General features: G+C 27.6%; 11 protein-coding genes and 1 pseudogene. All 12 read left to right on the top strand.

Annotation, left to right across the window (positions count from 1 at the left end; all coding sequences use genetic code 11):
• A pseudogene (locus tag BMX60_RS06165) lies at positions 1 to 284 on the top strand (UPF0236 family protein); the annotation flags it as partial.
• Positions 285 to 374: 90 nt separating this feature from the next.
• A complete protein-coding gene (locus BMX60_RS06160) occupies positions 375 to 1,349 on the top strand; it encodes a helix-turn-helix transcriptional regulator (RefSeq protein ID WP_091350398.1) in 975 nt (324 codons plus the stop codon).
• Positions 1,336 to 2,253 (top strand): WYL domain-containing protein, encoded by a 918-nt coding sequence (locus tag BMX60_RS06155; RefSeq protein ID WP_091350395.1) that lies wholly within the window; start codon positions 1,336 to 1,338, stop codon positions 2,251 to 2,253. The genes BMX60_RS06160 and BMX60_RS06155 overlap by 14 nt, the downstream gene beginning before the upstream one ends.
• 172 nt (positions 2,254 to 2,425) lie before the next feature.
• Positions 2,426 to 3,847, top strand: coding sequence for a CRISPR-associated CARF protein Csx1 (csx1, locus tag BMX60_RS06150; protein ID WP_091350392.1), 1,422 nt, complete (start codon positions 2,426 to 2,428; stop codon positions 3,845 to 3,847).
• A 77-nt stretch (positions 3,848 to 3,924) separates the two neighbouring features.
• Positions 3,925 to 6,321: a type III-A CRISPR-associated protein Cas10/Csm1 gene (gene cas10, locus BMX60_RS06145; RefSeq protein WP_091350390.1), complete on the top strand. Its 2,397-nt coding sequence runs from the start codon at positions 3,925 to 3,927 to the stop codon at positions 6,319 to 6,321.
• A gap of 5 nt (positions 6,322 to 6,326) precedes the next feature.
• The gene (csm2, locus tag BMX60_RS06140) at positions 6,327 to 6,818 is read left to right on the top strand and encodes a type III-A CRISPR-associated protein Csm2 (RefSeq protein ID WP_091350388.1); all 492 of its coding nucleotides are present in this window, start codon (positions 6,327 to 6,329) and stop codon (positions 6,816 to 6,818) included.
• A gap of 2 nt (positions 6,819 to 6,820) precedes the next feature.
• A complete protein-coding gene (gene csm3 / locus BMX60_RS06135) occupies positions 6,821 to 7,642 on the top strand; it encodes a type III-A CRISPR-associated RAMP protein Csm3 (RefSeq protein ID WP_091350385.1) in 822 nt (273 codons plus the stop codon).
• A 1-nt stretch (position 7,643) separates the two neighbouring features.
• Positions 7,644 to 8,690: a type III-A CRISPR-associated RAMP protein Csm4 gene (csm4, locus tag BMX60_RS06130; protein WP_091350382.1), complete on the top strand. Its 1,047-nt coding sequence runs from the start codon at positions 7,644 to 7,646 to the stop codon at positions 8,688 to 8,690.
• On the top strand, positions 8,687 to 9,787 hold the full coding sequence (gene csm5, locus BMX60_RS06125) for a type III-A CRISPR-associated RAMP protein Csm5 (protein ID WP_091350380.1): 1,101 nt from the start codon (positions 8,687 to 8,689) through the stop codon (positions 9,785 to 9,787). Before csm4 ends, csm5 begins: the two co-directional genes overlap by 4 nt.
• A gap of 210 nt (positions 9,788 to 9,997) precedes the next feature.
• The gene (locus tag BMX60_RS06120; RefSeq protein WP_091350377.1) at positions 9,998 to 11,923 is read left to right on the top strand and encodes a TIGR02556 family CRISPR-associated protein; all 1,926 of its coding nucleotides are present in this window, start codon (positions 9,998 to 10,000) and stop codon (positions 11,921 to 11,923) included.
• Positions 11,913 to 12,806, top strand: coding sequence for a type I-B CRISPR-associated protein Cas7/Csh2 (gene cas7b, locus BMX60_RS06115; RefSeq protein ID WP_207648399.1), 894 nt, complete (start codon positions 11,913 to 11,915; stop codon positions 12,804 to 12,806). Before BMX60_RS06120 ends, cas7b begins: the two co-directional genes overlap by 11 nt.
• A gap of 5 nt (positions 12,807 to 12,811) precedes the next feature.
• Complete coding sequence (gene cas5b, locus BMX60_RS06110) at positions 12,812 to 13,546, top strand: type I-B CRISPR-associated protein Cas5b (RefSeq protein WP_091350372.1); 735 nt, start codon at positions 12,812 to 12,814, stop codon at positions 13,544 to 13,546.
• Positions 13,547 to 13,549 lie beyond the last annotated feature (3 nt).

The following is a 13,549-nucleotide window of genomic DNA, read 5'->3' as shown; positions in this document are numbered from 1 at the left end:
CAAGCCGCTTAAGCAGCCGACCAATGGGTTGGAGTCGTGAAGGACTGCGGGCAATGGCTGAGTTACGAGCATATTTAAGTAGTGGTGGCAAAATTACACTTAAACATTTAAAATCAGAAGCAAAGAAAAGCTATAGCCTGGAAAAAAATATTGTCCTAAAGATCAAAAATACCTATACCAAGGCACGTGAACTATTAAATAATGTACCTATATTAAGCAAAGGTAAAGTCATACCAATGTTTAAATGTTTGAAAGATATGCATAATGGAACATTTGATTTATAAACCAAAATAGAGTGGTCATCAATTTATAAATATCCTATAAAAAGTTGACACTATCATAGTAATTTACGACCTAATGATTTATTACTTTTTTTGAGTATAATCAAATTTTTAGGCACAGGAAGAGAATGTTCCGTTGATGATGTAATCGATGGGATTGAACATGATAACTTGATTTTTGATAAAATGACCTATTATCGCAAATTAGAATACTTATTAGAATTAGGAATAGTCGAAGCTAGAAAAGAAAAGAATGTAAAACTATATAAACTACAAAGTGACTTCTTTAAGGATTTTTCTGAACAAGAACTAAAGGATTTATATTATTTAACTTTATTTTTCAGCCATGTAGAAAAACCTAGTGTCCCAGGAATTTTTTTAAAAGAAAACATTAAAAGATATTTAAAAGATAAGATTGGTACTAGTAGTTTTAAAGAACCTTTTTTATATAGGTTTTTACAATTTCATCAAGTATTAGAAGAAGAAATAGTATGGAATTTACTAGAAGCTATTCAAGGTAATAGGATGGTTAAAATCTATTATCAAAGTAAAAAAAGCGGGATAAAAGTATATAAAAATTTGCCGGTGAAAATTATTTTAGATGTTAAATATGGAAGGTGGTATTTAATAGCTTACAATTTAAAACAAAAAACCTTTTATACTTATCCTTTACATAGGGTGGAAGAAGTGGAAGTTTTAAATGCAGCAATAGATATAACTAAACAGGAAATAGAAGAAAAGTACCAAAACTTTTTTTGCAACAGTTGGTTAGTAGCAGGGAATAAAAATGGAACTAAAGAAGTAAAAATAAAATTTACCTTAGATCCAGAAATTACAGAAAATTTCTTATTAAAGATGGTAAAAAGGGATATTATAAATCCCAAGATAGAAATTTTAAATCCAAAGGAATTTATCTTAACTGTATACGTATCAGATATTATGGAAATTAAACCGTGGATCAAAGGATTTAGTTACAGGGCAGAAGTATTGCCTTCTAAGGAACATTCTCTAAGGGAAGAAATAAAGGGAGAGTGGGAGGAGGTGTTATCCCTATATGAGAATATTTAATCCATTGACTGGAATTGAATTTGGTAAAGTTGTATCATTACTAAATAGTAAAAATAATGAGTATATATCTTTAGCTGATTTGAGTAACTTTAATATAGATATTTCGGAAATACTTTATGAGGTTGAGAAAAACAAATACTTACCAATAATTTCTGGACCAATTCCATATTTTGTTACAAAACCGGAGAAGGTTTGGTTAAAAAATGTTTTAACAGATCCTAAAATTAGGTTATTCCTCTCTGATATAACTATAGAAAAGTTAAATGAAAAATTAGTTGGTTGTGAAGATATAATTTCAAAAAATTTAGTAGTAAAAGGTAAAGGAATTACTGATAGCAAAAATTTAGAAACTGTAGAAAAGAATTTTAAAGAGGTATTAAATTGCATTATTAACGAACTTGGTATTATATATAATTATCGAAGAAAAGATGGAACTGATATTTTAAATAAAAAATCTTATCCTTTAAAAATAGAATACTCAGTAAAAGATGATATATTTTATTTAATCCATTATTCAATAGATGAAGATAAAATTGTGAAAGGAATATTATCTAACTTTACTATAGATGAAAAATTTTTGCTAGATGATGAAGTAAAGGAAAGGGGTAAAAACTATCTAAAAAACTTTATAAAAAAGGATATTAAAAAAGTGACATTAGAAGTTTATCAACATAAAAATGGCTTAGAAAGGACCTTTTATCTTTTTTCTTGTTTCAAAAGAAAGGTTAAATATATTAAAGAAGAAAATAGATATTTATTAACCATCTATTATTATTTTTATGAAGAAATGGAAGTTATTCACCGAATTTTATCTTTAGGAGAAACAGTAAAGGTTTTATCACCCTTAGAACTTCAAAGGGAAATTGTTTCTAGAATAAAAAAGGCGAAGGCTAAGTATTTATAGAGGGGGTATGATTATTTAAAAAATTGATAATAATGCTATATGGTTTTTAAGTAAAAGTCTTAAAAAAGAAGGAAAATCAAACATTTTTGTAGAATAATGTAAAATATAAAATAAGAATATTTGTAATGTAATATATTTTCTTGTGATATTAGTAAGAGGTGTGAGAGTAATAATGAATGTAATTTATCAAATTGCAAGAATGGAAGATTCAAAAAAAATTTTTTGTATATCCTTTGAAGAAGGGGATTGCGAAAGGGAAAAGTTTGAAAAAGAATCATCTTTAAGTTCGTTTGTTGTAAGAGATTATTTCAAAGATTCGAAACAAGAAAATTCTGAGGCGGTCATTTTTTATCCTGTAAGTATTGTTTTAAATGAAAGGTTGCTAAAAAATTTAAAAACAAACGTAAAATATTCAAACAATACGGAACTAATCAATAAATTAGAAAATGTTTTTGAGAAACCAACTGAGTATTTAAAAAATCCTAAAGATGTAATCAAATTGTTTCCATTTGAAGAAGAAAAAGATGATTATTTAGTATTATCTTCTTTTGGTACATATTTAAATAATATTGAAGTAAAAGGGAGTTACTCGGATATAGTTTTGACTATTTTAGCAGATATGGTAACTCGATATTTACACAAAGATGTAACATCATTTTACATAGATATTTCTAGTGGATATAACTTTTATATATCAGCACTATTAGAAGCAGCAAGGCATTTTAGTGTTTTTGCCACATTATATAACTGGGATAATAAAGAAAAAATACCAAAAGTATATACTGTCTTTACCGATCCTATTCTTGGGAACAATGTTTCAAAATATAATGTTTATGTTGAACAGCAGCATTATTTAGCATTTTTTAATTCACCTGTGAATAAAGAAGATGTTTGCCAAAATGATTTAAAATTTATTAAAGATAGTATATATACAAAAAAAGAGTTAAGAAAAAATAAGAATAGCTTAAGGACAAAATTGTTGAAGTTTTCTTTTTTGTATTCAGCTATAAAAAATAATCTTCCATTATATATAATAGATAGTTTTCTAGAATGTCATAAAGAAGAAGAGATAAAGGAAGAAATTATTGATTTGATGAAATTTATTATTATTGAAATTGAAAATAAAGGATATGAATGTTCACCTAATTTAAATAAAAGTGCATTTGTAAAGAGTTTATTATCATTAGCTTTATACCGCGGTATTTTAACTTCATTAAAAAATACTTTTGAAAAAATAAATATTGCCAATTTTAAAGCAGATGGCGTTGATATGGAAGTAATTAGAAATGTATTTGAAGAAGTTTATATAAACTTCAATATGGAGAGTAATTATAAATTATTAAGTAGTGAAATAAATAACTTGCTTAAAAATAAAAGTAAAATTGATGATAATAATCAGTGGGTACCTTTGTGGAAGATAATCGGAGAAAAATCAGAAGGGGAAATAGATCAAAGGAATTTCTTTGCCCATTGTGGAATGGAAAGAAATGTTGTAGATTTAAAGAAAAGTACAGATAAAATATGGATTAAGTATAATAATTACTTTAGTTCAAGAAAAGGTAATATTGAAAATTGGATAAAAGAAAAAATATAGGTACCATATCAATACATGCTGTTTAAGATAATATAATGTATAATTAAAATAAAAAATTGAAAGGGGGACTATTATGTATGAGGGATGCCATTTATATAGGTGCTTTACTTCATGATTTAGGGAAATTTATAGAAAGAAGTAAAGAGTTTAAAGTTGATGACAGTTTTAAAGTAGTTAAAACAGGCCATCCTAAATATTCAGCTCAATTTATTAAAGTTTTACAAGAAAGGAATAGTTTTTTTAAAGGTTTTGAAAATATTGTTGAATATACCCTATATCATCATGAACCTAGAAATGTTGAAGAAAAAATAATACAGTTGGCTGATTGGCTTTCTTCTAAAGAAAGGGAAAAAGATGACTATGCAAGGGAAAAATATTTTAAGACACCTTTATACTCAATATTTTCACGTTTATTTTCAGAAAATGGCGAAAGTTACACCTATCAATTAAAACCTTTAGATATATCACAAGGGTTTCCAGAAAAGAATTCGTCTATAAATATTGAGGATTATAAAAGGGTTGTTAAAAATTTTCTAAGGGAATTAGGGAAAGTAACAAATTGCGAACAATTATATTATTTACTAGAAAAATATTTATGGTGTGTTCCAGCACAAACAACAAATTATGTTCCTGATATATCTTTATTTGATCATTCTAGAACAACAGCTGCAATAGCCCTTTGTTTATATGATGAATATCAAAACGGTAGTTTGACATTAAATGATTTAAGAAAAGTGGATAGCAGTGATAGTGACAAAGAACACTTTATATTAATTAATGGTGATATCTCAGGTATTCAAAATTTCATATTTAATATACCAAGTAAAGGTGCAGCAAAATCTTTAAAAGGTCGTTCTGTATATATTTCTTTACTAACAGAAGTGATAGCCAATTTTATAATAAAAGAATTAAATCTAAAAGAAGCAAATCTATTATTTAATGGCGGTGGAAATTTCTATATATTAGCACCAAAAACAGCGGAAAAACAATTTATTAAAGCTAGAGAAAAAATATCAGAAATACTCCTTAAAAGCCATAAGGGATCTATCTACATGGTAATGGATTATATTTATTTAGCACCCAAGGATTTTAAAGACTTTAACTTACAGTGGAATAAAGTTAAAAATAAAATTAATGAGAGAAAAATAAAGAAGTGGCAGGAGTTAGATTTAGAAAAGAATTTTGAACAAATATTTGGTCCATTTGGTAAAGTTACCACAGAAAAAGAGCATTGTTATTTATGTGGAATAGATTCTAGTGAAAGAAAAATTGAATTTAATAAAGATATACAAAAGAGTATTTGTTCTCTTTGCTCTAGTTTTATAGATCTTACATCGGATATTGCAAAATCTAATATTTTGGAAATCAAAGAAATACCTTCACAATCTAAAAAACAAGTTAATTCTTATTTAGATGTTTTTGAGTCCTTTGGTTTTAAATATCAATTTAAAGATAGTAAAGATGTAGCAATAAAACTTAATAAAAATATTTACTTATTAAATGATACAAATTTTATTGATAATGGTTATAGAGGATTTAAGTTTGGTGCATACAGTTTACCTGTTAATGAAAAAGATAAAAATAATTTGTTAACTTTTGAAGAAATATCTTTAATGAGTAAAGGGGATTCGAAGTTAGGTTTATTAAAATTAGATGTTGACAATCTTGGAAAAATATTTTTGCAAGGATTTGGTGAAAATTCAAGCATATCAAGGATAGCTTCTTTGAGCAGAATGCTTGCTTTATTTTTCCAAGGATATATAAATTATTTAGTAAAAGAAAAAGGGTGGGAAAAGAACTTATATATTGTTTTTTCTGGTGGTGACGATACTTTTGTAATTGGTTCTTGGAATATAGTATTGGACTTTTATGAACAATTTTATAGAGATTTTAAAAAATTTGTATGTGACCATTCAGAAGTGAATTTTAGTGCTGCAATTAATATATTTAGATATGATTATCCTGTTATAATGTCTTCCCAAATTGTTGAAGAATCATTAAATCGAGCTAAAAAACAAATTAGAAAGAAAGAAAAGTCCCCTACTAAGAATAAAATTAGTTTACTAGGAGAAGTATTTAATTTTAAAGAATTTGAGAAAATAATTGAGTTCAGAAATATGTTATTAGAGATAATTGAAAATAATTCAAAAAATAAAGATTTTGGGAGAAGCTTCTTATTTAAAATTGAAAAAAGTACATTAGGTTTTAGAAAAATATTAGAAGATTCGTCAAATGGCTTAATAAATAATTTTAGATTTTGGAGATTAGCCTATTATCTGCGGGAAATAAATTGTGAAGTCGAAGTAAATGGAGTTAGAAAAAATTATGCAGAGGAGATATTAAATTTTTATCGAGAAATTGTTATAAATAATTTATTAGGGAAATCGAAAAATGAAAAAATCGAAAACATAATGTTAATTCCTATAGCTGTTAAATTAGCTTTATTGGAAACTAGGGAGAAGAAGGAGGTATAAAACCTATGAAAGGTTACCAAAAACCTTATAAGCAAAAGAATTATAATCACAACCGGAATAAACAGCAAAAAAACAAAGAAAATAATGAAAAAATAAATAAGTTAAAAGACTTAACTGAGTATTTTGAAAAAAATGTACTGGTTTTGAATGAAAAAAGTCAAGAGTATGACACCTTTTGTGATAAGGTTAAAGAATATGCAAATGAATTAAAAGATTTAGAAGTCACTACATCTATGATTAGAAAGATTTATGCAAGGATCATGAATGCAAATACAATACTAGATCTAAAAAAATTAAGGCCTTTATTTGCTTATACTGCAGGTAAGGAAAAGAAAACTAAAGCTTTTATGGAATTATTGGATAAATTAGTGAAAAATATGGATTTTGATAAAGAACAGGTTCAACTTAGGAATTTTAAAGATTTTATGGAAGGAATAGTTGCTTATAGAAAGTATGTTGGGGAAGATAAAGACGATTTAAAACAGAGGGAGGTATAAGTATGCAATTAAAAGGCAAATTATTTGTCAAAGGTAAAATAGTAGCTATGACAGGTTTACATATTGGGGGTTCAAAAACAGATGTTGCTATTGGTGATATAGATAATAGTGTTATTAAGACTTCTGAGGGAGTTCCATATATTCCAGGTTCTTCATTAAAAGGCAAAATACGTGCATTATTAGAAAAAACAAAATTGCAAGAGATAATGGATATAAAAAAAGAAGAAAAAGAAGAAAAAGAAGAAAATAGTGATGATAATAGTAAAGAAACTTATATCTGTAACTGTGGAGAATGTGAAGTTTGCGTAATTTTCGGAACCGGGGCTAATGTAGATAAAAGAAAAGGTCCTACAAGATTAATTGTAAGGGATGCTTTTTTAAATGAAAAAACAAGGGAAAAAATGCTGAAAAAAGAAGGGGAATATAAAAATTTACAATTAATTTATACAGAAAGTAAATGGGAAAACTCAATAAATAGATTGACTTCAAAGGCTGGTATGCCGAGACAAACAGAAAGAGTTCCTCAAGGTGCAGAATTTGATTTTCAATTAATTTATAATGTTATGGAGAATGAAGATATAGACAGGTTTGAAAAATTAATTTACGGTTTAAGGTTGTTAGAAGATGATTATTTAGGAGGTAATGGTTCCCGGGGATACGGTAAAGTACAATTTATTATTGATGAAATTTCAATAAAAACTATTCCAGTATATTTAGAAAATAAAGAAACGATATCCCTGTTAGATAAAGATAAAGGTCAAATTACATTAAATGAAGTTCCGAATATATCTGATAAGATTAAAGAAGTTCTAGGAGAGATGTAATATGTTGATTTTTAAACTATATCCTAGTAACTTAACTAAATTTCATATAGGGGATAGTAATAGAAATTTAAAAGATTTTTTTTCATCAGATCAACTATTTTCATCATTGTATAATTGTGGAGTGTTAATGTTTGATAAAAATGATCAATTTTTTGATGAGTTAAAAAAAGTGACTATTTCTTCAATGATGCCAGGAATAAAAATTATTGCCGGTGAAAAAGAAAGGGAAATACTTTTTTTACCCAAACCTATTCTTCCTATTGATAATAGTAATTCCAATGATGACGAAATATCAACCAATAAAAAATATAAAAGGATTAGGTATGTTTCTATAGAAGCTTTTAAGGAACTTCAATTTAAATGGAATCAAAATAATGAAAAACTTGAATTTGATTTTAATCCCTTTATTTCTATTGGTGGTAGTTATATATATACAAAAGAAGAATTAGCAGGTTTAAATATTACAACTAATCTTGATAATGTTAAATTGTTACAAAAAAAGACTTTACCTAAAGTTGTGATATCTCGCCTTGATGATACATCTGAAAATTTCTTTTTTCAAGAAGAAGTAGAAGTTAATTACTTTAAAAAAGGTAATTTAACTTTAAAACCCTTTTACTACTTTATTTGTAGGGAAGAAGTATCATTAAAATTTAAAGCAGTGGTGAGATTATTAGCAGATGAGGGTATAGGTGGTAAAAGAAGTTTATTTCATGGTATTTTTGAAAAAGTAGTAGAAGAACAATTTGAGGAAAATTTAATCAACAACAATGGAAATTTATTTATGAGTTTATCTAGCGTAATTCCTCAAAAAGAAGAGTTATCTAAGTTAATGTATTATGATCTTGAAGAAAGAAATGGGTATATATATTCTACTACAGGGAGAAGTTATAGAAAAAAAACAATTAGAGTTATTAAAGAAGGTAGTATATTTTCTGGAAATATTGAAGGGAATATACTTGAAACTCAATATGATGTATTTAATAAACATCCTATATTTCAATATGGACGGGCATTTTTGATTCCCTTTGGGGAGGTGAATAGATGAAGGTTAATTTAGAAACATTAACGCCAGTAAGTATTGGCTCTGAACAAAAAGCATCCCAATTTCTAGATTATATTTATGATAATAATAAAGTTTATTATATAGATCATGATAAATTATATGATGAAATTGAAAAACATCCACAAGGTGAATCTTTGTTAGAGGAGTATATCAAAATAATTAAAGAACAAAGCAAAAGAAATAGCAATTCATATAATTTGACTTCTTTTTTGATTAGTTGCAAGATTGATTTTAAAAAGGCTGTTTTAAGTGCAGTGGAAACTGAAGGAGTAATAAATAAACAAATATCCCTTCATATTAAAACCAATAATGCACCCTATATACCAGGAAGTACTATAAAAGGAGCTATTAGAACAGCTATTATCTTTAACCTTTTTGAAGAAGATGATGATACAAAGTTATTATATGAATACATTTTTAAAAATAAAGATGATGATAAAAAAAGGGGAGAGAAACATTATATAGGTGAAAACTATTTATATAAGGGAGACAGGGATATTTTAAAACATTTACAAGTTTCGGATAGTCAGTTGTTCACAGAAAGTGATTTAGTAGTAACTAATTTAAAAAGGATAAACATTATCAATAATAAAGGTTCTTCTATACCAATAGTCCGTGAAGTAATTAAGGAAGGAGCAAAAACAATTTTAACTATCAAAACTTTAGGTGAGGATTATCACGAAGATATAAAGGATTTTCTTTTCTTAAAAAAAGGAGAAGAGAAAGGATTATTAAAGTTAATTAATGAATACACTAAGGTTAATATTTCTAAAGAAATAAGAATGTTAAAAAAAGAAAAGGGAGAAAAAGCTTTAATAAGTTTTTATGAAAATCTTATACAATCTGTAGAAAAATTAGACAACACACAAGAAGCTATAATGAGAATAGGATGGGGCAAAACATATTTTGATAATACTATATCTAATAAATTAAAAGAAGAAAATATAGAAAGGATAAAAAATGAGATTTTTTCAAATTCTAAGTCTAAAACTGTTTTTCCAACTACGAGGGTATATAGTGATATAAACAAAAAAATAAGACCTTTAGGTTGGGTTAAAATTACTATCGATACAAATTGACTATAACTTTATTGTGAAAATAGCAGGTTTTTCCCTGCTATTTTCACATATTTTTTGTAAAGAAATATGTAATTTAATCTTATATAATATAAGCAGATAAAAAATAAAAAATTCAACTAAAAGACAAAATTCTATCTTTTTCGACAAAGGAATTTTTCTTTCTTTGTAGAATAATTAAGGAAAAGATTAACAAAAAAAGGGGGGGATTATGTGCAAGAGAGTATCTTAGAAATTGGAAATATCATCTACAGTCCCAGTAAATTTATCGATGATTTAATTAAAAGGGTTGATGTAAAGGACAAAAAAGGAAACAATTTTTATGTAGTACAGCTGGATTTTGACACTAGGAATAAAAAAATTGAGCTAATTGAAAGTCAAATTGATGATGAAACAGCAAAGGAATTGGTATATGTAGGATCTGCCGATGGTTCTAGTTCTCCACAATGGTATACAACTGCTGCATCTTTAGAATATCTTATTACCCAAACAATCCCTAATTTGATAGAAATGGAGATAGAAGGAATAAGTGATAGGTTAAAGGATATTTTGCAGGAATTTTTTTGGGATTTAGGGGAACAAAAGGGCCAACAAAAACGCTATAGGTACTTACTTAATTTAAAGAAAATCTCACCTAAACTGCCGGACAAAGAAGAATTACTAAATGAATTAGCCGGGGGAAAACTAAAGGATTTAGGTAAAAATGCAAAAAAACATATTGATAATTATCTTAAAGAAGAACGGGATATAAATAGTAAAAGTATCAAACTTTACTACATTACTATAGATGGAGAAAGGCTAAGTGATAAGAAAGAATATATAGATAGAATAGTTGAAGAAAAATCAAATGTAAAAATAGTTGAAAAAGGCATCTGTTATGGCTGTGGCTCTAGAGATGAACTGACTGATGATACGACAAAACTGAAGATTAAGTTTTACACAACTAATCAATGGAATTTTCCCTCTAATTTTAAACCAGAAAACTACAGTAAAAATATGCTTTTGTGTAAGACTTGTTATACTAAACTTCAAGTAGGGGAACAGTTTGTTTTTAAAAACTTTGATACTAGACTGGCAGCTTTCAAAGTCTTTGTTATTCCCCATATTTTGTTTCCAGCAAATTTAAAGGAAGAGGATTTAAAACTATTTGCAGATAAAACTAATAAAACCTTTAATGTTGCTAAAAGGGTAGAAAAGTTAAAAGAAATAGAAGAGGAAATCCAAAAATTTTTAGAATATGAGGAGATAGAAAATTATTTTCTATTCAATATAATCTTCTATAAAACAAGTCAAAGTTCAACTAAAGTATTAAAGTTTATCAAAGATGTAGCACCTTCTAGATTTAACAAAATTATAAAAGCTTTTGATGATGTTAAAGGTAGGTTTAAAAATATCTTGCCAGAATACAATTTAAGTAGTTTTGGTCTAGAAAGTGTTTACTGGTTGACTCCAGTAAAGATAGACAATAAAGGGGAAGTTACAGAGTTTCGGAAAATATTAAAGATTTATGATAGTTTCTTTACTGGCAACAAATTGGCAAAAAGAATGATCATCGAAACTCAAATTAAGTTGTTTAAAATCCTTTATTACGAGCAATTTAAAACTTTTAATATAAAAGAAGGAAATCTCGATTTTGATGTTATTAGGTCTAACATGTACCTTAGGGTATTACAAAATTTAGGTATTATAGAGGAGGGAGAAGGGTTGGATACTACTAATCTTAATTTATCTGAAGAGATTAAAGGTTATCTTGAGGAAATGGCAATGGATTCCCAAGAGGCAGCAATGTTTTTACTAGGTTATTTAATTGGTAAAGTGGCTAATAAACAGTACTTAGAAAGGAATAAGAGAAAACCAATTTTAAACAAGCTCAATTACAATGGTATGGACCAAGGAAAGGTTTTAAGATTATCAAATGAAATTATTGACAAGCTAAGACAAAACAAAGTTTTAAATTATGAGACAGAAAGAGTTTTTGCAGTTCATCGACAATTATTAGATAAAGAAATTAAAAATTGGAAGTTAAATAAAATGGAAAACCTTTATTACATTTTATCAGGGTATAGTTTTTCTACTTTAAAAGTTATGGGTAATAAAAAAGAGATAAATGATGAAGGGGGAATTTCTGATGAAGAATAGTGAAATCTTATTTTTGTATGATGCTAAATTAACAAATCCTAATGGTGATCCCGATGAGGAAAACCGTCCTAGAATGGACTATGAGCGGGAAATCAATTTAGTTTCTGATTTAAGGCTAAAAAGATATGTAAGAGATTATTTATCAGAAAAGGATTATCCTATTTTTGTTAGCAAATTAGAGGGCAAATCTGTAAGACCAGAAAAAATTATTACAAAACTAAAAGAGGAATTGGGTAAAGAAAAACTTACCGATGATGATTTATTAAATAAATTTATCGATGTAAGACTTTTCGGTGCCACAATGCCTGTGGAAAAAGATACTAGAACCTTTACTGGACCGGTACAATTCAATTGGGGTCAATCTTTAAATAAAGTTGAAATATTTGAAGCTTCAATTACCTCCCAATTTGCTACCACAGATAAAAATGAGCAAGGGGCTATTGGAAAGGATTACCGGGTAAAATATTCCTTTATTGGATTTTCAGGGGTTATAAGTGGTAATAGGGCAAAATATACCAATTTAACAGAAGATGATGTTTTAGAATTAGATCAAGCTTTAGTTAAAGCTATTCCATTACAAGCTACCAGAAGTAAAATTGGTCAATATCCTAGACTTTATTTGAGGGTAGAGTATAGAGATAGTGAAACTATTTTAGGGGATTACAGGTCATTAGTTAAACTAGAATCAAAGGTTGATAGTCCTAGGGATATAACAGAAGTAGCTTTAGATATTACTAATTTACAAGGATTTTTAAGGGAGAATAAAGATAAAATTGGTAAAGTACGCTACTTTGTTCATCCTCAATTAGTGATGACAATAAATGGTCAATCTGCTTCTATTACTGATTTATTAGGTGATATATCCTTTGAAGAAGTTAGGTGATAATTATGGCTAGTGAAGTAGTTGTTTTTGACATAATTGGATATATGGGACATTTTAGAAAATACTATACCAACTCATCTTCTTTATCCTATTCGGTTCCAACAAGGACCAATTTAATTGGTCTGGTGGCAGCGGTTATGGGGTTTGAAAGGGATAGTTATTACCAACAACTCCAAGATGATAAATTAAAAATTGCTGTTCAAAAGTTAACGAAAACCCGGAAAATCATTCAAACTGTAAACTACATGAAGATAACTACAAAAAAAGAGTTTATAGAACCTAGTAATCACAGCCAAATACCCTTTGAAATAGTTACAGGAGCAGGAGATTTCCTTAAATACCGGGTATATTTGTCCCATATAGACCCAACTTTTTTAGAACAGTTTATAGAGAGGCTGAAAAATAAAAGGTATTTTTTCCCACCATACTTGGGGGCAGCTCCCTTTAGTTGTGTACTAGAGTATGTTGGCAGGGAAAGGGTTGAAGAAAAGAAGGTTAATGATTTAGTATATATTGCCAGCATAATACCGTTAAACAAAATAAACCATAAAGGCCTAGCTTTTAATAAACTAAACTCAGATTATGCTTTAGTTAAAGAGAAAATGCCTAGGGATTTTGAAGATGACAGAATAGTTAAAGAGGTAGGTTCCTATCTTTTTGATGAAAATTGTAATCCAATCCCCATTTATTTAGAAGATAGTTACTATGAAGTGGGGGATACCAATATTTTATATATGTAGGAG

The organism is Anaerobranca gottschalkii DSM 13577, from assembly GCF_900111575.1.
GTDB classification, from domain to species: domain Bacteria; phylum Bacillota; class Proteinivoracia; order Proteinivoracales; family Proteinivoracaceae; genus Anaerobranca; species Anaerobranca gottschalkii.
Note: the sequence above shows the minus strand (reverse complement) of the source record. Positions and strands in the feature narration are given on the sequence as shown.

What these genes read in the sequence shown, in the direction of transcription:
- BMX60_RS06155 (WP_091350395.1), top strand. Translation starts at nt 1,336, where the DNA reads ATGAGAATATTTAATCCATTGACTGGAATTGAATTTGGTAAAGTTGTA.
- csx1 (WP_091350392.1), top strand. Translation starts at nt 2,426, where the DNA reads ATGAATGTAATTTATCAAATTGCAAGAATGGAAGATTCAAAAAAAATT.
- cas10 (WP_091350390.1), top strand. Translation starts at nt 3,925, where the DNA reads ATGAGGGATGCCATTTATATAGGTGCTTTACTTCATGATTTAGGGAAA.
- csm2 (WP_091350388.1), top strand. Translation starts at nt 6,327, where the DNA reads ATGAAAGGTTACCAAAAACCTTATAAGCAAAAGAATTATAATCACAAC.
- csm3 (WP_091350385.1), top strand. Translation starts at nt 6,821, where the DNA reads ATGCAATTAAAAGGCAAATTATTTGTCAAAGGTAAAATAGTAGCTATG.
- csm4 (WP_091350382.1), top strand. Translation starts at nt 7,644, where the DNA reads ATGTTGATTTTTAAACTATATCCTAGTAACTTAACTAAATTTCATATA.
- csm5 (WP_091350380.1), top strand. Translation starts at nt 8,687, where the DNA reads ATGAAGGTTAATTTAGAAACATTAACGCCAGTAAGTATTGGCTCTGAA.
- cas7b (WP_207648399.1), top strand. Translation starts at nt 11,913, where the DNA reads ATGAAGAATAGTGAAATCTTATTTTTGTATGATGCTAAATTAACAAAT.
- cas5b (WP_091350372.1), top strand. Translation starts at nt 12,812, where the DNA reads ATGGCTAGTGAAGTAGTTGTTTTTGACATAATTGGATATATGGGACAT.